Source organism: Ralstonia condita, assembly GCF_958405655.1.
GTDB lineage: Bacteria > Pseudomonadota > Gammaproteobacteria > Burkholderiales > Burkholderiaceae > Ralstonia > Ralstonia condita.
Genome location: NZ_CATYWO010000001.1, coordinates 798,494 through 821,228, shown reverse-complemented (window position 1 = coordinate 821,228; position 22,735 = coordinate 798,494). Strand labels below are relative to the sequence as shown.

The following is a 22,735-nucleotide window of genomic DNA, read 5'->3' as shown; positions in this document are numbered from 1 at the left end:
CGTCTAGCTTGCGGCAAGACGCCCTGAATCAATAGTGAACGTACTTGGCGACGTCCGGCGGCAGCAGCGGCTTCGCCGCTTGCGCTGCCTGCTCTGCGTAAGGGCGTACGACCGCGTCGCGCCAAAACGGCTGTTCGGGCAAGCTCGTGAAGCCCGCCACCGTCATCAGCACGAGGACGATCACACCGCCGCGCGCCAACCCAAAGACCATGCCGAGGCCGCGGTCGGCCGGCTTGAGGCCCGCACTGGCCAACGCCGCCGCGAGGAGCGCACCCAGCAACGACGTTGCGATCACCGTCACGATAAACAGTAGAACGAAACCGAGAACCGTGCGCGCCACCGGCCCGCCCGGCAGCGTCTCGGGCATCCACGCCGCAGCCACGTCCGAAAACGAGTACGCCACCCAAGCAGCGAACAGCCAACCCAGCAGGGCGAGTACCTCGCGGATCAGCCCTCGAAACAGTCCTACCAGTGCTGACGTGACGACGATGAACAGCACACCATAGTCAAAGAACGTGGGATGCATCAGGTAGCGGCTCGGGTCGGCTTGGGTTGAAGTCTGCGCATCGGACCGGCGTGTCTGGCGAGTGCGCGTCGTACCGCATGGTTATTGCTGGACGAGCTTCGGCGTCAGGCCGATCTGTTCTGCGCGCTTCTGCGCCGCTTCCGCAGCCGCACGGTCATTGAACGGGCCCGCTCTCAGCAGGGCCAGGTCACCCTTCTCGGGTACCTTCTTATGTTCGATATAGCCTGGAATCTTGTCGGCCTTGAGCTTGCCGAGCCAGTTGCGTGCGCGGTCTTCCGAAGCGAATGCACCGATCAGGAGGATGAACTTGCCTTCCTTTGCATCGTTGCCCGGTGTGACGGCTTGCTGGGCTTGCTGCGCCGCCTTGGGGGCGGGCTTGGACTCCACAGGAGGCGCCACGCTGGCAGCGGGTTTCGGTGGCGTGGGCTTCGGGGCCTGAATGTTCTGGACGACAGCCGGTGCGGCGGAGCTGGCGACCGGCGCATCGTTGGCCGCCACCACTTCCTCACCCTGATCCAGTGCCTGCGTCTGGTCACCAGACGAGCCAGCAGCGCGTGGCGCCAAACGACGGCTCGCAACTTTCGGCTCATCGCCAGAGCGCTTTGCACTGCCGTCAGCCGATTGATCCTGGATCTGCACGGCGACGGCATCCGTGACGGGCCGCGGCTTGGCGTCAAACACGAGCGGCAGGACGATCACAGCCGCGCCAACCAACACGACCGCCCCGATCAGGCGGCGACGCGCACGTTGCTTTTGCGGAAGTTCGGGATCAAGGCCATCGTCGTCACTGTCATCGCGACGGGAAGCACGGCTGCGCGCATTCGACGAGGCGCGGGACTCGCGCACTGCATCGCGGGCCACGTCAGCAGCACTGCCGGCCGCGCGCCGTGAGCGTTCGCCTTCAGCGTTCTTGCGGGAGGAGAAGATGGAAAACAGTCCCATGAGGGCCCCGGGTTTAGTGCGCGCGACTCTTGCGCTCCGCCAGCACGCCGGCAACGGTGTAGAACGATCCGAAGACCACGATTCTATCATCCTCGGTCGCCCGCTCCATGGCATTGCGATAGGCTGTGGCGGGATCGCTGAATGTGCTGACGCTGGCGTCCTTGCCAGCCTGGAACCCGACATCGGTCAGTGCCTGCGCGAGACTCTCGGCGCTGGCGGCGCGCGGCGTGGGCAGATCGGTCAGGCACCAGTGGTCCACCTTGTCGAGCATGTGCCTGAGTACGCCGGCGATATCCTTGTCCTGCATGGCGCCGAACACAGCATAGGTGTAGCGGTAAAACCCCATGTTCTCGAGGTTCTGCCCGAGCGCTGCCGATGCGTGCGGGTTATGCGCCACGTCCAGGATGACCGACGGGCGGCCCGGCATCACCTGGAAGCGACCCGGCAGCGCCACTTGCGACAATCCCAGACGCACGTCTTGTGCCGTAACGGGTAGACGATCCCGCACCGATTCCAGCGCGGCGAGCGCCGCCGATGCATTTAGCAGCTGATTGGCGCCACGCAGCGCCGGATAGCCAAGGCTTGACCAACGCCGCCCGCGGCCGCTGAATCCCCACTGCTGCTTGTCGCCTTGGAAATTGAAATCGCGACCGATCAGCCAAAGGTCGGCGCCAACAGCTTCGGCGTGCTTGACCAGTGACACCGGCGGCACCGGATCGGCGCAGATCGCAGGCTTGCCGGAGCGGAAGATACCAGCCTTCTCGAAGCCGATTGCTTCGCGCGTATCGCCCAGATAGGCCATGTGGTCGAGGTCGACGCTGGTGACGATCGCGCAGTCCGTATCGATGATGTTGACCGCGTCCAGCCGCCCGCCCAGGCCAACTTCCAGGATGACCGCGTCGAGCCCAGCGTTGGCAAACAGAAGCATGATCGCCAACGTGGTGAACTCGAAATACGTCAGGCTGACTGGTTCATCAAAGCTGCAGCGTGCGCGCTCCACCGCTTCGAAATGCGGCAGCAGCATGGCATCAGGAGCGATCTCGCCGTTGATGCGCGCGCGCTCGTTGAAATCGATCAGATGAGGCGACGTGTGACAGCCAACCTTGTAACCAGCGGCCAGGAGAATCGCCTCCAGCATCGCGCAGGTCGAGCCCTTGCCGTTGGTGCCGCCCACGGTGAAGACGACCGATCGGAATTCCAATCCCAGCGCATCGCGCACGCGGCTGATGCGCGCCAGCCCCATGTCGATGCCGACGGGGTGTGCGGTTTCGAGGTGGGCCAGCCAGTCGGGCAGATTGTCGAATGTAGGCATGCGAAGCGTATCGCGCGGAATCCGCCGCGCAAAAACAAGAAGCGCGGACTCATCGCCCGCGCTTCGGTTATCGGAGGCAGCGCATCAGGCCAGCGCGTCGGCCGGTTGCTTCTGCAGGAGCGCCAAAAGCTCAGCGATCTCGCGGCGCATGTTGCGGCGGTCGACGATCATGTCGATGGCGCCCTTCTGCAGCAGGAACTCGGCGCGCTGGAAGCCTTCCGGCAGCTTCTCGCGCACGGTCTGCTCGATCACGCGCGGGCCTGCAAAGCCGATCATGGCCTTGGGCTCGGCGATCACCACGTCACCCATGAAGGCGAAGCTGGCGGACACGCCACCTGTGGTCGGATCGGTCAGCACGCTGATGAACGGCAGCTTGGCTTCGGCCAGCTTCTGCACCATCGCAGTGGTCTTGGCCATCTGCATGAGCGACAGCAGGCTTTCCTGCATGCGCGCACCACCCGAGGCCGTCACGCAGATGAACGGCACCTTCTGTTCCAGCGCCGTCTGTGCGCCACGCACGAAGCGCTCGCCCACCACCGAACCCATCGATCCGGTCATGAACTCGAACTCGAAGCAGGCCACCACCACCGGCAGGGCATGGATGGCGCCGCCCATCACGACCATGGCATCGGTCTCGCCGGTGTTGTCCATGGCGGCCTTGATGCGATCGGGGTATTTCTTGCTGTCCTTGAACTTGAGTGCATCGACCGGGAGGATCTCCTGGCCCAGTTCATAGCGGCCTTCAGCGTCCAGCAGCGCGTCCAGACGGGCCCGTGCGCCAATGCGCATGTGATGGTCGCACTTCGGACAGACGTGCAGGTTGGCTTCGACATCAGTGCGGTACAGCACCGACTCGCAGGCCGGGCACTTGATCCACAGGCCCTCGGGAATGCCCTTGCGCTGTGACGGATCAGTCTGTTGGATCTTGGGCGGAAGCAGTTTGTCCAGCCAGCTCATGCGTACTCCTTGAATGCGCTCGCGCGAAGATTGCGACTCAGGCGTCCAGCGCCTGGCGGATCTCCGCGATGAAATCAGTCAAGCATTGTACCGCTTGTTCGCGGGGTGCTTCCTCAAGCAATTGCACAATGCGGGATCCGATAACCACGGCGTCGGCGACACCGCCGATCGCACGTGCCGTTGCCGCATCACGGATGCCAAAGCCCACGCCCACCGGCAGACGCGCATGCTGCCGAATCTGCGGAATCCGGGCGGCAACGGCGTCCAGATCGATGGTGGCCGCACCCGTCACACCCTTGAGCGATACATAGTAGATGTAGCCGCTTGCCACACGTGCGATCTGGGCGATGCGTGCCTCGGTGGAGGTCGGCGCCAGCAGGAAAATCGGATCGATGCCGGCTGCACGCATGGCCATGGCAAAGGCTTCGCATTCTTCCGGCGGATAGTCGACCACCAGGACACCGTCTACGCCAGCCTCGGACGCCGCCTTGGCAAAGGCATCGACACCCATGCGCTCGATCGGGTTGGCGTAGCCCATGAGCACCACGGGCGTCGTCGTATCGGTGGCGCGGAACGCACGCACGTATTCCAGCACGGTGCGCAAGCCCACTTTCTTTGCCAATGCGCGCTCGGAAGCCCGCTGGATGACCGGACCATCCGCCATCGGATCGGAAAACGGCACGCCCAGCTCGATGACGTTGGCGCCGCCCTTGACGAGGGCGTGCATCAACTCGACAGTCATTTCGGGGTACGGATCGCCTGCCGTGATGAACGGGATCAGGCCCTTGCGGCCCTGCGCTGACAGTTGCGAAAAGGTTTGAGCGATGCGGGACATATGGGAACAGGTTTGTCAGGCGACCTTGACGACGTCAGGCGCCACGGATTCAGTCGGTTGCGCAGCGGATACGGTGACGGCATGGACTGCCGCCACGCGCTCACGTGCCACGCGACAATAGTCGGCGTTGATCTCGAAGCCGGCGAAGCGGCGGCCAAGGCGCGCGCATGCCGCCGCCGTCGTGCCACTGCCCAGGAAAGGGTCCAGGACGAGGCCACCCGGCGGGCAGCTCGCCAGGATCATGCGCTCAACCAGCTCGAGCGGCTTCTGCGTCGGGTGCTCGGCACGCTCCGGGTCCTGTCGGTGCAGGCGCGACACGCTCCAAACGTCCTTCGGGTTATAGCCGACCTCGAGCCACTTCTTACCCTCGAAACGCTTGCGGCTGCGCGCTTTCTTGGTCTCGGCGTCATACGGAATACGCACGGCGTCGACGTCGAAGTAGTAATCGCGCGAGGCGGCAAAGAAACCGATGTTGTCGTGCACCGACGAAAACTTGCGCGTGCTCCCGCCCATGCTGGGCACGCGACGGTCCCAGATGATCTCGTTGACCATCGTGAGCCGTCGCTTGAGCATCACGAACAGTTCAGGCGCGTATTGCCAAGTGCAGAACAGGTAAAGCGATCCGTTGCGCGCCAGCTTCGGCCGCACCGCATCGATCCAGCGTTCAGACCAGGCCAGGTAGGCATCGCCAGACAGCTTGTCGGAGTCGTTGCCGTAATCCTTGCCCAGCCCGTACGGCGGATCGGCGATGACGAGGTCCACACTGCCGTCGGCCAGATGCCCGACCCCGGTAATGCAGTCCTCGTTGAAGATGCCGTCGATGGCGCGCTCGGTCATGTGGACGTGCTTAGAACTTGATGCCGGAAAGTTCAGCGACGGTGTGCATGTCCTTGTCCCCGCGGCCGGAAAGGTTCACCAGCAGGATCTTGTCCTTGGGCAGCGTTGACGCCAGCTTGCACGCATACGCCAGCGCGTGGCTCGACTCCAGCGCGGGAATGATGCCTTCCATGCGGCACAGGTCGTGGAAGGACTGCAGCGCTTCCCCGTCGGTGATGCCGACGTATTCGGCGCGGCCCATGTCCTTCAGCCAGGCGTGCTCGGGACCGACCCCAGGGTAATCCAGGCCCGCCGAGATGGAATGCGTCTCGATGATCTGGCCATCGGCATCCTGCAGCAGATACGTGCGATTGCCGTGCAGCACACCGGGGGTACCGCCGGAGAGTGACGCCGCGTGGCGGCCTGTCTCGATGCCCTCGCCGGCAGCTTCCACGCCGATCAGCTTCACGTCTGCATGATCGATATACGGGTAGAAGATGCCCATGGCGTTGGAGCCACCACCCACGCAGGCAATGACCGCATCCGGCTGGCGGCCGACCATCTCGGGCATCTGCACCTTGCATTCCTCGCCGATCACGGCCTGGAAATCGCGCACCATCATGGGATACGGATGCGGACCCGCCACCGTGCCGATGATGTAAAAGGTGTCGGCCACGTTGGTGACCCAGTCTCGCATCGCTTCGTTCAGCGCATCCTTGAGCGTGCGCGAGCCGGATTCCACCGGCACCACGGTGGCGCCCAGCAGCTTCATGCGATAGACGTTGGCGGCCTGGCGGCGCACGTCTTCGCTGCCCATGTAGACGACACATTCCATGCCGTAACGCGCAGCAATGGTCGCCGTGGCTACGCCGTGCTGACCGGCGCCGGTTTCGGCAATCACGCGCGGCTTGCCCATGCGGCGCGCCAGCAGCGCCTGGCCGATGACGTTATTCACCTTGTGCGCGCCGGTGTGGTTCAGGTCTTCGCGCTTCAGATAGATCTGCGCGCCGCCGCAGTGCTCCGTCAGGCGACGAGCATGGTAGACGGGTGACGGACGGCCGACGAAATGCTTCAGCTCGTACTCGTATTCCTTGATGAATTCTGGATCGTGCTGGTAGCGCGCGTAGGCATCACGCAGTTCATCCAGCGCGTGGGACAGCGTTTCCGCAACGAAGGTACCGCCGTAGGGGCCGAAATGGCCGTGGGCGTCGGGCAGGTTATACATGGCAATCTCTCGAGGCGTCCGCCGAGGCCAGGGTGAAGACCAGTCGGCGGAGATATTCAGGACTGCGTACGTCGCGAGAGCCCCGCCAGATCGGCTTTAGGCCTGAACCGATGCGCCCAGGGCTGCATCGGCCTCGCGGACCGCACGCACAAATGCGGTCATCCGGGCGTGGTCTTTCACGCCCCGTGCGGCCTCGATTCCGCTGCTGACATCCACAGCGTAGGGCCGCACGCGTTCAATCGCGCCAGCGACGTTTTGCGCGCTCAACCCACCACTCAAAACGAGCCGAGGAGCGGCGCTTGTGGTTGGCAAGGATGGCGATTGCGGGAGCCATTGCAGAGGAATGAGGGTCCAGTCGAAGACGTGGCCGCCGCCACCATATCCCTCGACGAATGCGTCGAGTAGCAAACCTTGGGCAGCGGCAAAGCGATTTCCGAATTCTACCGAATCGGCCCCCGGCTGAACACGGACGGCCCGCAGCCAGGGCAGGCCCACCTGGTCGGCAATCTGCGCGCACACCTCGGGGGATTCATCGCCATGGAACTGGAGTAAAGTCAGCGGCACTTCGTCGAGCACGCGCGCCACCTCCTCCGCGCTGGCGTTGACGAACAGGCCGGTCACGGTGACGAACGGGCCGGCACGGCGGGCCAGCTCAGCGGCGCGCTCCACAGTCACATGGCGGGGGCTCGGCGGATAAAACACCAGCCCGATGGCATCGGCGCCCAACGCGACGGCGTGATCGACATCGGCCGGCTCGGTCAGGCCACAGAGTTTGATGCGGGTTCGATGGAGCGACATGGCGAAGTTCATAGCCCGGCGTGCTCGTCGAACACGCCGCGAAACAGGCTGGACGAAGCCGGCGATGCCGGCAACTGGAAAGCGTCAGGATAGCCGACCTCCGCCAGATACAACCCGTCCGGCATGAAGGTAGGTGCGGCAGCGACACGGCTGCGGGCGGCCAGCACCTCAGCCATCCATGACGCAGGTTGACGCCTGCGACCAATGGCCACGAGGCACCCCATGATGTTGCGCACCATGTGGTGCAAGAAGGCGCTGCCGCGTATGCGCACGAACACCCACTCACCTTCACCGCGCACTTCCATCGAGTACATCGTCTTGACCGGCGACTTGGCCTGGCACTCCGCCGCGCGGAAAGAAGAAAAATCATGCTCGCCGACGAGCGCCTGCGCGGCCTCATGCATAGCTGCCACGTCAAGCGTCTGGCCAGGCGGCAGCGTCACGTAGCCAGCCTTGCCCTCGAGCAACGGCGCTCGCGTCGGGCCGAAGGTGAGTGCGTAGTAATACGTGCGGCGGTGCGCGGAAAAGCGTGCATGAAAATCGTCCGGCATGTCCTGCGCCCAGCGCACCGCCACTGCCGGCGGCAGGAAAGCATTGGTACCCCGCACCCACGAGAACGGATCGCGAACGAGGTCGGTATCGAGGTGGACGATCTGACCCAGCGCATGTACCCCCGCATCGGTGCGACCAGCCACGGTGGTCGGCAGGGCGACGCCAGCAAACCGGCGCAGCGCCGCCTCCAGCACGTCCTGAACAGTATTGCCGTGCGGCTGCGATTGCCACCCAGAGAACGCGGCACCGTCGTACTGGATGCCGAGCGCAATACGCGTCATGCCTTGTGAATCCTTATGCGGAAAGAAAAACGCCGGCAGGATACCACCCTGCCGGCGCTGTCGATGGCCTTGCCGTCTGATGGCGCGTCCGTCAACCGATCTGGCGCATCAGGGCCTGGGCTTCCGCATGGAACGACGGATCGCCCAGGTCAAGCACTTCCTGCAACAGCTCGCGCGCACCTTCCTTGTCGCCGATCTCGATGTAGGCCTTGGCCAGGTCGAACTTGATCTGCAGGTCGCGCACGCTGTCGGAGCCGCCTTCGCCAGACAGGGTATGCGGCAGATTGGTATCCAGACGGATGGCCGATTGCGGCTCGTCGTTGGCCACGTGTGCCGGCTCGGCGTGATGCGCCTGGGCTTCGAAGTGCATCGGAGCCTGCGAGGCGTCAGCCGGCTGCGCCCATGACGGGAGACTTTCCTCGGCTGCGGGCACCGCCGCTGCCGCGGCCGCTTCGGCTGCAGCCGGAGTCGGGTTCAGGTCCAGCGACAGGTCCGACAGATCCATATGCAGCGGGGGCGCAGCGACCGGCTGATAAGCCTCGCCAGCATGCACGTTGAATTGCGGGAGGTCGGCGTTGGGCTCGGCGTGCACCTTGAACATGTCTGCAGCCTCTTCCGGCGCAGTGATCGGCTCGCTCGCCGAGGGCGCCGGGAACGATTCCAGCGGCAGTTCAAGATCGGCCAGCTGCGGTGCCTTGGTCGACGGCGCAGACGGGTCCAGATCCGGGGACAGCGTGGTCCAATCGTCGCCGCGGCGAGTCGTTTGACCCGTCACCGTCGGGCTGAAGGCTTCAGCCGCCACGGCAGCCCCGACGCCCGCAAGCGCCGCAGCGCCGGCGACAGCCGCACCGGCATGGCTCGGCGCAGCAGCGGCTTCGGCAGTGGGATGCTGCCCGTCACCGTGCGCCGTCAGGTACAGCGGGTTGGCCGGATCGAACTTGCGGCCCATTGCGGTAGCCTCAGCCCACTCGGGCGACGATGCACCCACCTGCGCCAGCATCTCTTCTGCAACGGTCTGGAACCCGTGTGCGTCCTGCCGGTTGGCGTAGATCTCCATCAGCTTCAATCGAATGGCCTGACGCTCCGGATGCTGTTCAAGCGCCTCGCGCAGGATTTCCTCGGCCTGCACGTCGCGGCCATAGGCAATATAGACATCGGCCTCGGCGATCGGGTCTACCTCGTTACTCTCGTTGCTGCCGCCGATACGGAAATCGGCACCAAACACGCTGTGCTGGGAGGTATCCACGCTTTGGCCCCCGGCTGCACCGAAGAGCGAGTTCGCACCGGCCATCACGGTGCTTTCCTGGGATAGCAAACTATCCTGGAAGCCGTGCCCCTGCTCCGGCTTTTGCTGGCGACGACGATACGCCACCAGGCCACCCAGCAACGCGATCACCACGCCACCCAGGCCAAGCGCCATCGGGTTACCCATCAGCGACGACAAGAACGACTCTTCGGCAATCGGCGGCTGGGGCGCCACGACAACAGGCGCCTTCTTCTTCGGCGCCACGGCCGGCGCGGATGCGGCGGCAAGGGGCGCGCTGGCAGCCTGCGCCGCCGAGGCAGCGGCAACCGGAGCCGATGCCGCTTCCGGCGTGGAAGCGGCAGCCGTTGCCGACGAAGCCGGCGCCGCAGCGGCCGTCTGCGTATTGGCCACCGGTTGAGCCGGCGCAGAAGCCGACGCAGCAGCCGGTGCCGGTGCATTAGCGGCTGCCACAACCGCGGCGGCTGTCGACGGTGCAGCGCCCGCTGCAGCCGGTTTGGCGGCGCTCGCCGCCTTCGCCAACTCGGCGTTCTTCAGCTCGACCAAGCGTTGCATGTCAGCGAGATTCCTCTCCAGCTGAGCAACGCGTGATTCCATTTCCTTGAGCGCATGCTCCTTGGCGACCAATTCCTCGTCGCGCGCGGCAGCGCTGGCCTTTGCGGTGCGATCCGCCTTCGACAGGCGCAATTCATCGCGTCCGCTGGCTGCCGGTGTAGCCTGGTCCTGCACACGGGCCGACACGCTGCCACTTTGCTGGCGAGCTGAATCGGTGTCTGTCGCTGCGTTGGCTTCCGCTGCGGTGGCCAGGCGATTACGATAACCGGCGAAACCGGAGGTCTGCGCGACCACCTCACGACGTGCTTCGCGCGGCGAGACTTTCTGCGCATCGGTCTGCGACGGCACTTTCAGCACTGAACCGGTACGCAGCCGATTGATATTGCCGCCGATGAACGCGTTGGGGTTATTGCGATACAACGCCAGCAGCATCTGGTCGAGCGACACGGCCTCCTGGCCCTGCGCCGCCGTCGAGGCAATGTCATACAGGCTGTCGCCCCGCTGTACGGTGTACGAACCGCCCGGAGCCGCGTTCGGCGCGGGAGCAGCGGGCGCCGCTTGCTGCGGCCGTGCTGCCTGGCGCGCTGGGCGAGCCGGCGCGGCGGCTGCCGGTGCCGGTGCAGGCGATTGGGACGCCGGCGCAGAAGTGGTTTCCGCCGCGCCGGGCGTGGTGGCTTGTACTACCGGCGTCGGCGCAAAATTCTGGGCGGAATGGTTCGACCCTACCGGATCCAGCAGGAACGTATAGGCGCGGGAGATATGGCCGCTCGCCCAGTTGAGATCGACCAGGACATCGACGAACGGCTCGGCAACGGGCTGGGTGGAACGCAGCCGCACCACGTAATTGCCGTCTGACTGGCGCACCAGCGAGGCACGCAGCGAAGAGACGATTGGGTTGTAGGTCAGGCCGGCGCGCGCGTAAGCGTCGGGGGTTGCCAGCTTGGCAACCAGGTTTTGCGCTTCTTCCGGCGTCACGCCAGTCAGGTCGATTTCGGCCTGCAGCGGCTGCCCAAGATTGGAACGCACGTGCAGCGCCCCGAAGCCAGCCGCCTGCGCAGCGGGCTGGATCAGCAGCAGGCTCGCCGCGGCAAACGCGACGGCAGACCAGCGGGGACTGCGATGGGACGATTCTCTCCGGCGGTATTGGCTCACCCTCACCTTCGACTCCGTTATCTTGTAATGTGCAAACGAACTTAACATCAACGAGTTAGCGCAGCAAGTTCACCCAAAAGGTGAAAAGCCGGGACAAGAACCGCCGTCAATTCATCTGAATACGACAAAGTTGGCGAGATTCTGAAGCACCCGACGTACCCCCCCGGAATGCGTGTGCTTCAATGTGGCGCTAACCCCTCCCCGTGCCCCGTCCACCCCACCAATGGGCGGACAGCGTTCCGGCCGCTATTGTGTACCAACGTTAAAGCCCGTGGGCGTCCAGATGGCACAACGCCGCGCAGGCCGCGCGGCGTTGGTTGAAAAAGCGCACTTTCTGTTGTCAGGCAGCAACGACCATCGTTACAGGCCCGTCTGCCACCGAAAGCAAACCGAGAGTCACTTATCGAGCAGGATGCGCAACGTACGACGCAGCGGCTCGGCGGCGCCCCACAGGAGCTGGTCGCCGATCACGAAGGCGCTCACATACTCGGGCCCCATGTTCAGCTTGCGCACGCGGCCCACGCCGATTTCCAGGCCACCCGTGATGGAAGCCGGCGTCAGTTCCCTCTCGGTGATGCTGCGGTCGTTCGGCACCCACTTCACCCAGGGGTTGCCCGAGCGGATGATCTGCTCGATTTCGTCGAGCGGCAGGTCGCGCTTGAGCTTGAGCGTCAGGCCCAGGCTGTGGCAGCGCATTGCGCCAATCCGCACGCACAGGCCGTCGACCGGAATCGTCTGCGCCGTGCCCAGGATCTTGTTGACCTCGGCCTGACCCTTCCACTCTTCCTTGGACTGACCGTTGTCGAGCTGCTTGTCGATCCACGGGATCAACCCACCAGCCAGCGGCGCCGGGAAGAATTCGGTCGGCACGTCTTCGCGGATGGTCTTGGCAACCTTGCGGTCGATGTCCAGGATGGCGGAGGCCGGGTTGGCCAGCTCATCGGCCACGGCACCGTGGATCACGCCCATGCCCTTGAGCAGCTCGCGCATGTGGTTTGCACCGCCGCCCGAGGCTGCCTGGTAGGTCATCGAACTGACCCATTCGACCAGGCCTTCGCGGAACAGACCGCCCACGCCCATCAGCAGGATGGAGTTGGTGCAATTGCCACCGATGAAATTCTTGGTGCCGGCCGCCACCGCATTCTTGATGAGCGACAGGTTGACCGGGTCCAGCACGATCACGGCATCGTCTTCCATGCGCAGCGTCGAGGCGGCGTCGATCCAGTAGCCATTCCAGCCGGCAGCGCGCAGCTTCGGGAAGACTTCTGTCGTGTAGTCACCGCCCTGGCACGTGATGATCGTGTCGCACGCCTTCAGCGCTTCGATGTCATTCGCGTCGGCCAGGGGCGCATCCGTCTTGGCGAATGCGGGTGCCTTGCCGCCAGCGTTGCTGGTGCTGAAAAACACGGTGTCGATCAGGTCGAAATCCTTTTCTTCCTGCATGCGCTGCATCAGCACGCTACCGACCATGCCGCGCCAACCGACGAGACCTACCTTCATGATTGTGAACCTCTAGTGATTTTCCCCGCCTCGGTCGCCCGGCGTGACCGCGCGGGGAAGGCGAACGGGCACGACGGACGATCTACGAGATCGTTTTTTTGGTAATGATTTTCGTGGTCGTGCGAATCTCGACAGGCGTCATGCGAGTGCGCGCGGCGGTGCCCTTGGCGGCAATGGCCAGGGTGCCCAGAATGCCCAGTACGAGGACGGGGAGCGCAATCGAGATCATCTGCAAAAATATACACGATTTGGCGGCCACACAATGCACTGCAACATGTGTCCGCCCAAAAAACGACGATTGCGGTGCCGCGTGTGACGGCACCGCGACGCATGTTTTGATTTACAAGGCAGCGACCACGGCGTCGCCCATCTCGACAGTGCCGACCTGCTTGCAACCGGGCGTCAGGATGTCGCCGGTCCGGTAGCCCTGCGCCAGCACCTTCTTGACGGCAGTTTCGATGCGATCAGCCTGCTCGGCCTTGTTCAGCGAATAGCGCAGCATCATCGCCGCCGACAGGATCGTCGCCAGCGGGTTGGCAACACCCTTGCCAGCGATGTCCGGCGCGGAGCCGTGCGACGGCTCATACAAGCCTTTGTTGTTCGCATCGAGCGACGCCGACGGCAGCATGCCGATCGAGCCCGTCAGCATGGCAGCCTCGTCCGAAAGGATGTCGCCGAACATGTTGCCGGTAACGATCACGTCGAAGTTCTTCGGCGCCTTCACGAGTTGCATGGCCGCGTTGTCGACGTACATGTGCGACAGCTCGACTTCCGGATATTCCTTGTGCACATCGGTGACGATGTCCTTCCAGAACTGGAACGTCTCGAGCACGTTGGCCTTGTCGACGCTGCACAGCTTCTTGCCGCGCTTGGCGGCAGCCTGGAAGGCGACGTGCGCGATGCGGCGGATTTCCGGCTCGCTGTAGCGCATGGTGTCGAAGCCTTCGCGCGCGCCGGCGAACACACCGTCAGGTGCTGCTCGCACGCCGCGCGGCTGGCCGAAGTAGATATCGCCAGTCAGTTCGCGCACGATCAGGATGTCGAGGCCGGAGACGATCTCAGGCTTCAGGCTCGACGCGCCGGCCAGTTCCGGATAGCAGATCGCCGGACGGAAATTGGCGAACAGTTGCAGGTGCTTGCGCAAGCCGAGGATGGCCTGCTCCGGGCGCAGCTCGCGCGCCAGCGTGTCGTACTTCCAATCGCCCACGGCGCCGAACAGGATGGCGTCAGCCTCCTTGGCGAGCTTGAGCGTGTCTTCCGGCAGCGGATGGCCCTTGGCCTCGTAACCGGCGCCGCCCACCGGGGCGAATTCCATCTCGAACGGCTCGCCCAATACCTTGAGCACCTTCACGGCCTCGGCGACGATTTCCTTGCCAATGCCGTCACCCGGCAACACTGCAATCTTGGTCATGTGGTTGTCCTTGTTGTTCTGGTATCCGCTCAGCCGACGAGCTTGTGCGCGAGCCACGGCATCCTGGCCAGGCGCTGCGCTTCGTAAGCCTTGATCTGGTCGGCGTAGCGCAGGGTCAGACCGATGTCGTCGAAGCCGTTGAGCAGACAGTATTTGCGGAAGGCCGTGATGTCGAATGGATACGCCGTACCGCCCGGCGTGACGATGATCTGCTTGTCCAGATCGACAGTCAGCTGGTAGCCGGTAAAGGCTTGCGTCTCGTTGAACAGATGGTCGACTTGCGACTCTGTCAGCACGATCGGCAGTAGGCCGTTCTTGAAGCAATTGTTGAAGAAGATGTCGGCAAAGCTCGGCGCGATGATGGCGCGGAAGCCGTACTGCTGCAGCGCCCACGGCGCGTGCTCACGCGAGCTGCCGCAGCCGAAATTCTTGCGCGCCAGCAACACCGAGGCGCCCTTGTAACGCGGCTGGTTCAGTACGAAATCCGGGTTCAGCGGACGCTTGCTGTTGTCCTGCCCAGGCTCGCCGACGTCCTTGTAGCGCCACTCGTCGAACAGGTTCGGGCCGAAGCCCGTGCGCTTGATCGATTTGAGGAATTGCTTCGGGATGATGGCGTCGGTGTCGACGTTTTCGCGGTCGAGCGGCGCCACGAGGCCGGTGTGGATGGTGAATTGTTCCATGATTGCTCTCTCTATCCTGCCGCTCAAGCGAGCTTGCGCACGTCAACGAAGTGACCTTCCAGGGCAGCCGCAGCCGCCATCGCCGGGCTGACCAGATGGGTGCGGCCGCCCGCGCCCTGACGGCCTTCGAAGTTGCGGTTGGACGTGGATGCGCAGCGCTCGCCCGGGTCGAGGCGGTCGGCATTCATTGCCAGACACATCGAGCAACCCGGCTCGCGCCATTCAAAACCCGCCGCCTTGAAGATCTTGTCGAGCCCTTCGCGCTCGGCCTGTTCCTTCACGAGGCCCGAGCCCGGCACGACCATCGCCAGCTTCACGTTCGAGGCAATGCGCTTGCCCAGCTTCTGCACGACCCACGCGGCAGCGCGCATGTCTTCGATGCGGCTGTTGGTGCACGAGCCGATGAACACCTTGTCGATGTTGATGTCGCTGATGGCGACGTTCGGCTGCAGGCCCATGTATTCGAGCGCGCGCTCCATGGCGTTGCGCTTGTTCGGGTCTTTTTCCTTTTCAGGATCCGGCACACGGTCTTCAATGCTGACCACCATTTCCGGCGACGTGCCCCAGCTCACCTGCGGGCGAATCTCTTCAGCGCGCAGCTCGACCACCTGATCGAAGTGCGCACCTTCGTCGGAATGCAGCGTGCGCCAGTAGGCGACGGCCTGTTCCCACTCCACGCCCTGCGGCGCGAACGGACGACCCTTGATGTACTCCAGCGTGACATCGTCCACGGCGACCATGCCTGCGCGTGCGCCGCCTTCGATGGCCATGTTGCACACCGTCATGCGGCCTTCCATCGACAGCGCGCGGATGGCCGAGCCACCAAACTCCATGGCGTAGCCCGTGCCTCCGGCCGTACCGATCTTGCCGATGATGGCGAGCACGATGTCCTTGGCGCTGCAGCCGCGCGGCAGCGTGCCTTCCACCTTCACGAGCATGTTCTTGCTCTTCTTGGCGAGCAGCGTTTGCGTAGCCAACACGTGCTCGACTTCCGACGTGCCGATGCCATGCGCAAGCGCGCCAAACGCACCGTGCGTGCTGGTATGCGAATCGCCGCACACGACCGTCATGCCAGGCAGCGTCGCGCCCTGCTCCGGCCCGATCACGTGCACGATGCCCTGACGCTTGTCATTCATCTTGAATTGCGTGATGCCGTAGCTGTCGCAGTTGGCATCGAGCGTATCGACTTGCAGCTTCGAAACCGGATCGGCAATGCCGTGCGAACGATCGGTGGTCGGCACGTTGTGATCCGACACAGCCAGGTTGGCACTGATGCGCCACACCGGACGCTCGGCCATCTTCAGGCCTTCGAAGGCCTGCGGGCTCGTCACTTCGTGCAGCAGTTGACGATCGATGTAGAGGACGGTCGTGCCATCCTCTTCGGCATGAACGACGTGATCGTCCCAAAGTTTGTCGTAGAGCGTCTTGGCCATGATGCGATCCGTGCACAACGCGCCCTTTCTTATTTCAGGGCCGCCGCGCGAGCAGTTTCGTGGGGAGTGATCGATTATGCCACCCGGTGCATTGGGCACCGGACGTGACTGACGAAAGGGGGTATCGCCATTATGCGAAAGCCCTTCTGACAGCTGCGGGCAACAAAAAGCCCCGCTGGTTTCCCGAGCGGGGCTTCTGTAAAGCAAACAGCCTGGCTTAGCGCTTGTCGATCGACGGCACTTCGCGGGTTGCAGCACCGTTGAACAACTGGCGCGGACGGCCGATCTTGTATTCCGGATCCGTGATCATCTCTTCCCACTGTGCAATCCAGCCCACCGAGCGGGCCAGCGCGAAGATGCAGGTGAACATCGAAGTCGGAATGCCCAGCGCGCGCTGAACGATGCCCGAATAGAAGTCGACGTTCGGGTACAGCTTGCGGCTGACGAAGTACTCGTCTTCCAGCGCGATCTTTTCCAGCTCCATGGCCAGCTTGAACAGCGGGTCGTTGTGCAGGCCCAGTTCGTTCAGCACTTCATGGCAGGTTTCGCGCATCAGCTTGGCGCGCGGATCGTAGTTCTTGTACACGCGGTGGCCAAAGCCCATCAGGCGCACGCCGCTGTTCTTGTCCTTCACCTGCTTGATGAACTCGGGCACCTTGTCGACGGTTCCGATTTCTTCCAGCATGTTCAGTGCAGCTTCGTTCGCGCCGCCGTGCGCCGGGCCCCACAGGCAAGCGATACCGGCAGCGATGGCAGCGATCGGGTTGGTGCCCGACGAACCGGCCAGACGCACCGTCGAAGTCGAGGCGTTCTGCTCGTGGTCTGCGTGCAGGATGAAGATCCGGTCCAGTGCCTTCTCCAGCACCGGGTTCACCTTGTAGTCTTCGCACGGCGTGGCAAACATCATGCGCATGAAGTTACCCGTGTACGACAGGTTGTTCTGCGGATAGATGTTCGGCTGGCCGATGTTGTACTTGTACGCCATGGCCACCAGCGTCGGCAGCTTGGCGATCAGGCGGATCTGCGAGATTTCGCGCTCGCGCGGGTCGTTGATGTTGGCAGCGTCCGGATAGAAGGCGCTCATGGCACCAACCAGGCCAGTCAGCACGGCCATCGGATGGGCGTCACGACGGAACCCGCGCAGGAAGAACTGCATCTGCTCGTGCACCATGGTGTGATTCGTCACCACATGGTTGAACTCTTCCTTCTGCTTGGCATTGGGCAGCTCACCCTTCAGCAGGAGATAGCAGATTTCCATGAAATCGCACTTGCTGGCCAGATCGTCGATGGCGTAGCCGCGGTACAGCAGCTCACCTTTGTCACCATCAATGTAGGTGATCTTGGAATTGCACGACGCGGTCGACATGAAACCGGGGTCGTACGTGAACTTGCCCGTCTGACCGTACAGCTTGCGAATGTCGATCACGTCCGGGCCAACCGTGCCCTTGTAGATCGGCAGCTCGACGCTGGGCGAGCCATCGGAAAACGATAGGGTGGCTTTCACTTCGGACGGCGTCATGTCGGTTTCCTTCTCTGCTGTTTATAAAAATAAAGTCGGGAGACTCCCGCCAGACGGATCAAGGGGCGCCGGCCGGGGGCGGCTGGACTGATTCGTCTTGCGGCAACCTCTCGCGCGCCGGTTTAGACCGAGCGCAGCAAGGTCAGGACGTGCTGGATGTGAGGCACGTCGAGTTCGCCCTCCGGCTCCTTGCGTGCAAGCAGGAGATCCATCAGGTCGTTGTCGGGTAGCTCGAACAACTGCGAGAGTGCGGCAACGTCGTCATCCGACAGTTCCGTCTCGTAGCGGTTGAAGAAGCGCTCGACGATGATGTCGTTCTCGAGCAGGCCGCGTCGGGCACGCCAGCGCAAACGGGCTCGCTTGTGCGGATCGGACTGATGGGAGAACGTCGGAGTGTTCACAGCAACCATACTTCCTAAAAATGCGTCGCCGGAGAAACCGCTCCGGCGACACACAATGCCAAAGTGCGCTGACTCGCGGCTCACACCGCGCGGCGCACCATCAATTCCTTGATCTTGCCGATGGCCTTGGTCGGGTTCAGACCCTTCGGGCACACATCGACGCAGTTCATGATGGTGTGGCAGCGGAAGAGGCGGTACGGATCTTCCAGGTTGTCCAGACGCTCGCTGGTGGCCTGGTCGCGGCTGTCAGCGATGAAACGATACGCCTGCAGCAGACCGGCCGGGCCGACGAACTTGTCCGGGTTCCACCAGAACGACGGGCACGACGTCGAGCAGCTCGCGCACAGAATGCACTCGTACAGGCCGTCGAGCTCTTCACGCTCTTCCGGCGACTGCAGGCGCTCCTTCTCGGGCGGCGGCTCGTCGTTGATCAGGTACGGCTTGATCGAGTGGTACTGGTTGAAGAATTGCGTCATGTCCACGATCAGGTCGCGCACCACGGGCAGCCCCGGCAGCGGGCGCAGCACGATTTTCTCGGGCAGCTCACGCATGTTGGTCAGGCATGCCAGACCATTCTTGCCGTTGATGTTCATGGCGTCGGAGCCGCACACGCCTTCACGGCACGAGCGACGGAACGCGATCGACTCGTCCAGCTTCTTGAGCTTGACCAGCGCGTCGAGCAGCATGCGCTCGTGACCGTCGAGCTCAACCTCGTAGGTCTGCATGCGGGGCGCTGCGTCCTTGTCCGGATCGTAGCGATAGACTTCAAAAATACGCTTCATTTTTGTGGGCCCTTCTTATCCGTTAGAACGTACGCGCCTTGGGCGGCACCGATTCCACCGACAGCGGCTTCAACTGCACGGGCTTGTAGTCGAGGCGGTTGCCTTCGGAATACCACAGCGAGTGCTTCATCCAGTTTTCGTCGTCGCGGTTCGGGAAGTCGCTGTGGGCGTGAGCACCGCGTGACTCCTTGCGGGCGGCGGCCGACACCATCGTCGCCTTGGCCACTTCCACCAGGTTGGCCACTTCCAGCGCTTCGATGCGCGCGGTGTTGAACACCTTGGACTTGTCCTTCAGGTGGATGTTGGCGGCGCGCTCGCCCACTTCCAGGATGCGCTCGACGCCTTCATCCATCAGCTTCTGCGTACGGAACACGCCCGCGTGCGACTGCATGTTGCGGCGGATGTCGTTGGCAACGTCCTGCGCGTACTCGCCCGAGCTGGACGCATCCAGCTTGGCCAGGCGCTCGAGCGCACGGTCGGCGGCATCGGCCGGCAACGGCTTGTGCTCGCGGTTCTTCAGGTTCTGCGCAATGATGTGGTTGCCCGCCGAACGGCCGAACACCACCAGGTCGAGCAGCGAGTTCGTGCCCAGGCGGTTGGCGCCGTGCACCGACACGCACGAGCATTCGCCAATGGCGTAGAAGCCGTTGACGACCTCGTTCGGGTTGCCATTCTTCGGCACCACGACCTGGCCGTGATAGTTCGTCGGAATGCCACCCATCTGGTAGTGGATGGTCGGCACCACCGGAATCGGTTCCTTGATGGCGTCGACGTTGGCGAACTTCAGCCCGATCTCGCGGATCGACGGCAGGCGCTTCATGATGGTCTCGGCGCCGACGTGGGTCAGGTCGAGCAGCACGTAGTCGCCGTTCGGGCCGCAGCCACGGCCTTCCTTGATTTCCTGGTCCATCGAGCGCGACACGAAGTCACGCGGCGCCAGATCCTTCAGCGTCGGAGCATAGCGCTCCATGAAGCGCTCGCCGTCCTTGTTACGCAGGATGCCGCCTTCGCCACGCACGCCTTCCGTGATCAGCACGCCCGCACCGGCCACGCCGGTCGGGTGGAACTGCCAGAACTCCATGTCTTCGAGCGGAACGCCTGCGCGCGCGGCCATGCCCAGGCCGTCACCGGTGTTGATGAAGGCGTTGGTGGACGCTGCGTAGATGCGGCCTGCACCGCCCGTGGCGAACAGCGTCGTCTTCGCTTCGAGGATGTAGACCTCGCCGGTTTCCATTTCCAGCGCCGTCACACCCAGCACGTCGCCGTCCTGGTCGCGGATCAGGTCCAGCGCCATCCATTCGACGAAGAAGTGGGTCTTGGCACGCACGTTACGCTGATACAGCGTGTGCAGCAGCGCGTGGCCGGTACGGTCAGCCGCGGCGCAGGCACGCTGCACGGGCTTCTCGCCGTAGTTCGACGTGTGGCCGCCGAACGGACGCTGGTAGATGGTGCCGTCGGCGTTGCGGTCGAACGGCATGCCGAAGTGTTCCAGCTCATACACCACGTTCGGTGCCTGGCGGCACATGAACTCGATCGCGTCCTGGTCGCCGAGCCAGTCGGAGCCCTTGACGGTGTCGTAGAAGTGATAGTGCCAGTTGTCTTCGCTCATGTTGCCCAGCGAAGCACCGATACCACCCTGCGCCGCCACGGTGTGCGAGCGGGTGGGGAAAACCTTGGACAGCACGGCCACGGAGAGGCCGGCTTCTGCCAGCTGCAGCGATGCGCGCATGCCCGAACCGCCCGCGCCGACGATCACCACGTCGAACTTGCGGCGCGGCAGTCCAGTCTTGACTGCGACCATGTCTTAAACCCTCCAGAGAATCTGAGCTGCGTAGCCCGCGCAACCAACGAGCCACAGAATCGTCAGCACTTGCAGCGTCAAACGCACTGCCACGGGCTTGACGTAGTCCATCCAGATGTCACGCACGCCGATCCAGGCGTGATACGTGAGCGACAGGATCGCCAGGAACGTCAGCATCTTCATCCACTGGTTGGCGAACAGGCCCGCCCAGCTCTGGTACGACGTGTCCTTCGAGAGCAGGAACGACGCCAGCAGCACGACGGTGTACACCGCCATGATCACCGCCGTCACGCGCTGCGCGAGGAAATCCTTCAGGCCATAGTGCGCGCCAACGACCAGGCGCTTGGGACCGATATTGTTGTTTGCCATCAGGAGCTCCTCAGAACAGGCCGAACAGCTTGGCGCCGAACACGACGGTGAGCAGCAGGCTGACGATCAGCACGCTGACAGCCGACTTGGCCGAGGTGGTCTTGTCGATACCGATGTGCAAGTCGAGGATCAGGTAGCGGATACCAGCGCAGAAGTGATGCAGATACGCCCAAATGAGCGCAAGAACGACAACCTTGGCGAAGCCGTTGGACAGAAGCGCCGAGAACTTGGCGAAACTGATTTCCGACGTGAGACTCTGCTCGAACAGATACAGCACGAACGGAAGAAGAAGAAACATCAGTGCACCGCTGGCACGATGCAGGATGGACACCTTACCGGCCCAGGGCAAGCGGTAGCGGGCGATGTCGCCCAAACCGATGTTCCTGAATTCCGGCCTGGCTTTCTTGATGGCTTCTGCCATGTCAGACCCCATTGGCTAATCAACAAACAAAACTGCTTTGCAAAAATCCGCAAGATTTTAGCGCGCTTTCGTTGCGCAGCGCACCAATAATTTCCCGCGCAGCGCCCCGTTCTTTGTGCATCCTGCCCCCTGCCGCCATTGGCGCAAACGGGGGCGATTGTCTTCTCTACACAGCCTTCATGGCGCGCAATGCGCTGTTGCGCAACCCACAAATCAAAGCGCCGCCGAACCCGCATCAATCAGGCCCGGCGGCGCGTAGTCAACTCAGGTCATTCTGGTAGTAATGCCGCGTGGTGACGTACAGCCCACGGCGCAACTCCACGGGTCTATCGCCGAATGTGTGCGAGACACGCTCCACCGACAGCAACGGCGACCCGGTCGTCACGGACAACAGCTCCGCCGTGGCCGCATCAGCGGCGACAGCACGAATGTGCTCGGTAGCACGCAGCATGCGCACACCGAATTCCGCCTCGAAGAACGCGTACATCGGCCCTTTCCACTCGGTCAGCTTTTCGGCGGTCAACCCCTTGAAGCTGATTCCTGGCAGCCAGATTTCCTCGAACACGGTCGGCTCGCCGGAAAAGAACAACACGCGGCGGATCTGCACGACGCTGTCACCGGCCTTCAGCTCGAGCAGGCGCGCGATTTCGGCCGGCGCCCGCATACGCTTGCATTCCAGCACGCGGCTGCTCGGGTAGTGTTGCTCACCCTGCTCCGGCATCAGGCGCAAGAAGCGGAATTGCACGCCTTCTTCGTAATGCGTCGTAACGAACGTGCCCTTGCCCTGACGGCGAGCGACCAGATTTTCGGCCGCCAACTCATCGATCGCCTTGCGTACGGTGCCCTGGCTCACCTTGTAACGCGCCGCCAGCTCCATCTCGCTGGGAATCATCTCGCCCGGCTTCCACTCGCCGGTCTGGAGGCTTTTCAGGATCAGTGTCTTGATCTGCTGATAGAGCGGACTGAAGGTGGGTGAGCCCGCCCCCGCGCCCGCTGATGCAGGCGACATACCGACGTCCGCGCCAGTAGCGGGCGGCACGACGGCAGATGGAGGGCTGGAGGGACTCGACATAACTGCCGATTTCACCACAAAAGCCACGGACGCGTCCAGCCCGTTTATAGAATGTCTTATGTCTTATATAAGACAGAAGATTGATTGACTTTCACATCAGGGCACCCCTACACTCGCGCCTGTTCCGGACG

At 63.3% G+C, this 22,735-nt stretch carries 22 protein-coding genes; all 22 read right to left on the bottom strand.

Annotated features, from left to right (window positions below; genetic code table 11):
- Positions 1-28: 28 nt before the first annotated feature.
- Positions 29-526: a CvpA family protein gene (locus tag R2N03_RS03810; protein WP_316655352.1), complete on the bottom strand. Its 498-nt coding sequence runs from the start codon at positions 524-526 to the stop codon at positions 29-31.
- Between the two features lie 81 nt (positions 527-607).
- Positions 608-1,468, bottom strand: coding sequence for an SPOR domain-containing protein (locus R2N03_RS03805; RefSeq protein ID WP_316655350.1), 861 nt, complete (start codon positions 1,466-1,468; stop codon positions 608-610).
- A 13-nt stretch (positions 1,469-1,481) separates the two neighbouring features.
- Entirely contained in the window at positions 1,482-2,780 is a 1,299-nt protein-coding gene (folC, locus tag R2N03_RS03800; RefSeq protein WP_316655349.1) for a bifunctional tetrahydrofolate synthase/dihydrofolate synthase, read from the bottom strand.
- Between the two features lie 84 nt (positions 2,781-2,864).
- Entirely contained in the window at positions 2,865-3,737 is an 873-nt protein-coding gene (gene accD, locus R2N03_RS03795; RefSeq protein WP_316655347.1) for an acetyl-CoA carboxylase, carboxyltransferase subunit beta, read from the bottom strand.
- Between the two features lie 37 nt (positions 3,738-3,774).
- Complete coding sequence (gene trpA / locus R2N03_RS03790; RefSeq protein WP_316655346.1) at positions 3,775-4,572, bottom strand: tryptophan synthase subunit alpha; 798 nt, start codon at positions 4,570-4,572, stop codon at positions 3,775-3,777.
- Positions 4,573-4,587: 15 nt separating this feature from the next.
- On the bottom strand, positions 4,588-5,409 hold the full coding sequence (locus R2N03_RS03785; protein WP_316655344.1) for a DNA-methyltransferase: 822 nt from the start codon (positions 5,407-5,409) through the stop codon (positions 4,588-4,590).
- A 10-nt stretch (positions 5,410-5,419) separates the two neighbouring features.
- Entirely contained in the window at positions 5,420-6,613 is a 1,194-nt protein-coding gene (gene trpB / locus R2N03_RS03780) for a tryptophan synthase subunit beta (protein WP_316655342.1), read from the bottom strand.
- A 96-nt stretch (positions 6,614-6,709) separates the two neighbouring features.
- Entirely contained in the window at positions 6,710-7,423 is a 714-nt protein-coding gene (locus R2N03_RS03775) for a phosphoribosylanthranilate isomerase (protein WP_316655340.1), read from the bottom strand.
- Entirely contained in the window at positions 7,420-8,244 is an 825-nt protein-coding gene (gene truA, locus R2N03_RS03770; RefSeq protein ID WP_316655338.1) for a tRNA pseudouridine(38-40) synthase TruA, read from the bottom strand. Before truA ends, R2N03_RS03775 begins: the two co-directional genes overlap by 4 nt.
- A gap of 91 nt (positions 8,245-8,335) precedes the next feature.
- Positions 8,336-11,221, bottom strand: a complete 2,886-nt coding sequence (gene tapV / locus R2N03_RS03765) for a FimV/HubP family polar landmark-like protein TapV (RefSeq protein ID WP_316655336.1) — start codon at positions 11,219-11,221, stop codon at positions 8,336-8,338.
- 390 nt (positions 11,222-11,611) lie between these two features.
- Entirely contained in the window at positions 11,612-12,715 is a 1,104-nt protein-coding gene (gene asd, locus R2N03_RS03760; RefSeq protein ID WP_316655334.1) for an aspartate-semialdehyde dehydrogenase, read from the bottom strand.
- A gap of 82 nt (positions 12,716-12,797) precedes the next feature.
- A complete protein-coding gene (locus R2N03_RS03755) occupies positions 12,798-12,974 on the bottom strand; it encodes a hypothetical protein (protein WP_232040405.1) in 177 nt (58 codons plus the stop codon).
- Positions 12,975-13,055: 81 nt separating this feature from the next.
- Positions 13,056-14,126: a 3-isopropylmalate dehydrogenase gene (gene leuB, locus R2N03_RS03750; protein ID WP_232040406.1), complete on the bottom strand. Its 1,071-nt coding sequence runs from the start codon at positions 14,124-14,126 to the stop codon at positions 13,056-13,058.
- Between the two features lie 29 nt (positions 14,127-14,155).
- Complete coding sequence (gene leuD, locus R2N03_RS03745; protein WP_316655330.1) at positions 14,156-14,806, bottom strand: 3-isopropylmalate dehydratase small subunit; 651 nt, start codon at positions 14,804-14,806, stop codon at positions 14,156-14,158.
- A gap of 23 nt (positions 14,807-14,829) precedes the next feature.
- Positions 14,830-16,239, bottom strand: a complete 1,410-nt coding sequence (leuC, locus tag R2N03_RS03740; protein ID WP_316655328.1) for a 3-isopropylmalate dehydratase large subunit — start codon at positions 16,237-16,239, stop codon at positions 14,830-14,832.
- A 217-nt stretch (positions 16,240-16,456) separates the two neighbouring features.
- Positions 16,457-17,758: a citrate synthase gene (gene gltA / locus R2N03_RS03735; protein ID WP_232040409.1), complete on the bottom strand. Its 1,302-nt coding sequence runs from the start codon at positions 17,756-17,758 to the stop codon at positions 16,457-16,459.
- 122 nt (positions 17,759-17,880) lie between these two features.
- Positions 17,881-18,168, bottom strand: a complete 288-nt coding sequence (locus tag R2N03_RS03730; protein ID WP_009241006.1) for an FAD assembly factor SdhE — start codon at positions 18,166-18,168, stop codon at positions 17,881-17,883.
- Positions 18,169-18,239: 71 nt separating this feature from the next.
- Positions 18,240-18,941 (bottom strand): succinate dehydrogenase iron-sulfur subunit, encoded by a 702-nt coding sequence (locus tag R2N03_RS03725; protein ID WP_009241007.1) that lies wholly within the window; start codon positions 18,939-18,941, stop codon positions 18,240-18,242.
- A 22-nt stretch (positions 18,942-18,963) separates the two neighbouring features.
- Positions 18,964-20,742 carry a succinate dehydrogenase flavoprotein subunit gene (gene sdhA / locus R2N03_RS03720; RefSeq protein ID WP_316655301.1) on the bottom strand — a complete coding sequence of 593 codons (1,779 nt, stop codon included), beginning with the start codon at positions 20,740-20,742 and terminating at the stop codon, positions 18,964-18,966.
- Positions 20,743-20,745: 3 nt separating this feature from the next.
- Positions 20,746-21,111: a succinate dehydrogenase, hydrophobic membrane anchor protein gene (sdhD, locus tag R2N03_RS03715; RefSeq protein ID WP_316655299.1), complete on the bottom strand. Its 366-nt coding sequence runs from the start codon at positions 21,109-21,111 to the stop codon at positions 20,746-20,748.
- A 10-nt stretch (positions 21,112-21,121) separates the two neighbouring features.
- Positions 21,122-21,532, bottom strand: a complete 411-nt coding sequence (gene sdhC / locus R2N03_RS03710; protein WP_316655297.1) for a succinate dehydrogenase, cytochrome b556 subunit — start codon at positions 21,530-21,532, stop codon at positions 21,122-21,124.
- Positions 21,533-21,791: 259 nt separating this feature from the next.
- Complete coding sequence (locus R2N03_RS03705) at positions 21,792-22,604, bottom strand: GntR family transcriptional regulator (RefSeq protein WP_316655295.1); 813 nt, start codon at positions 22,602-22,604, stop codon at positions 21,792-21,794.
- Positions 22,605-22,735: the final 131 nt, after the last annotated feature.

Bases quoted from the DNA above. Each gene is read 5' to 3' on its own strand.
- R2N03_RS03810 (WP_316655352.1), bottom strand. From the start codon at position 526: ATGCATCCCACGTTCTTTGACTATGGTGTGCTGTTCATCGTCGTCACG.
- R2N03_RS03805 (WP_316655350.1), bottom strand. From the start codon at position 1,468: ATGGGACTGTTTTCCATCTTCTCCTCCCGCAAGAACGCTGAAGGCGAA.
- folC (WP_316655349.1), bottom strand. From the start codon at position 2,780: ATGCCTACATTCGACAATCTGCCCGACTGGCTGGCCCACCTCGAAACC.
- accD (WP_316655347.1), bottom strand. From the start codon at position 3,737: ATGAGCTGGCTGGACAAACTGCTTCCGCCCAAGATCCAACAGACTGAT.
- trpA (WP_316655346.1), bottom strand. From the start codon at position 4,572: ATGTCCCGCATCGCTCAAACCTTTTCGCAACTGTCAGCGCAGGGCCGC.
- R2N03_RS03785 (WP_316655344.1), bottom strand. From the start codon at position 5,409: ATGACCGAGCGCGCCATCGACGGCATCTTCAACGAGGACTGCATTACC.
- trpB (WP_316655342.1), bottom strand. From the start codon at position 6,613: ATGTATAACCTGCCCGACGCCCACGGCCATTTCGGCCCCTACGGCGGT.
- R2N03_RS03775 (WP_316655340.1), bottom strand. From the start codon at position 7,423: ATGAACTTCGCCATGTCGCTCCATCGAACCCGCATCAAACTCTGTGGC.
- truA (WP_316655338.1), bottom strand. From the start codon at position 8,244: ATGACGCGTATTGCGCTCGGCATCCAGTACGACGGTGCCGCGTTCTCT.
- asd (WP_316655334.1), bottom strand. From the start codon at position 12,715: ATGAAGGTAGGTCTCGTCGGTTGGCGCGGCATGGTCGGTAGCGTGCTG.
- leuB (WP_232040406.1), bottom strand. From the start codon at position 14,126: ATGACCAAGATTGCAGTGTTGCCGGGTGACGGCATTGGCAAGGAAATC.
- leuD (WP_316655330.1), bottom strand. From the start codon at position 14,806: ATGGAACAATTCACCATCCACACCGGCCTCGTGGCGCCGCTCGACCGC.
- leuC (WP_316655328.1), bottom strand. From the start codon at position 16,239: ATGGCCAAGACGCTCTACGACAAACTTTGGGACGATCACGTCGTTCAT.
- gltA (WP_232040409.1), bottom strand. From the start codon at position 17,758: ATGACGCCGTCCGAAGTGAAAGCCACCCTATCGTTTTCCGATGGCTCG.
- R2N03_RS03730 (WP_009241006.1), bottom strand. From the start codon at position 18,168: ATGGTTGCTGTGAACACTCCGACGTTCTCCCATCAGTCCGATCCGCAC.
- R2N03_RS03725 (WP_009241007.1), bottom strand. From the start codon at position 18,941: ATGAAGCGTATTTTTGAAGTCTATCGCTACGATCCGGACAAGGACGCA.
- sdhA (WP_316655301.1), bottom strand. From the start codon at position 20,742: ATGGTCGCAGTCAAGACTGGACTGCCGCGCCGCAAGTTCGACGTGGTG.
- sdhD (WP_316655299.1), bottom strand. From the start codon at position 21,111: ATGGCAAACAACAATATCGGTCCCAAGCGCCTGGTCGTTGGCGCGCAC.
- sdhC (WP_316655297.1), bottom strand. From the start codon at position 21,532: ATGGCAGAAGCCATCAAGAAAGCCAGGCCGGAATTCAGGAACATCGGT.
- R2N03_RS03705 (WP_316655295.1), bottom strand. From the start codon at position 22,604: ATGTCGAGTCCCTCCAGCCCTCCATCTGCCGTCGTGCCGCCCGCTACT.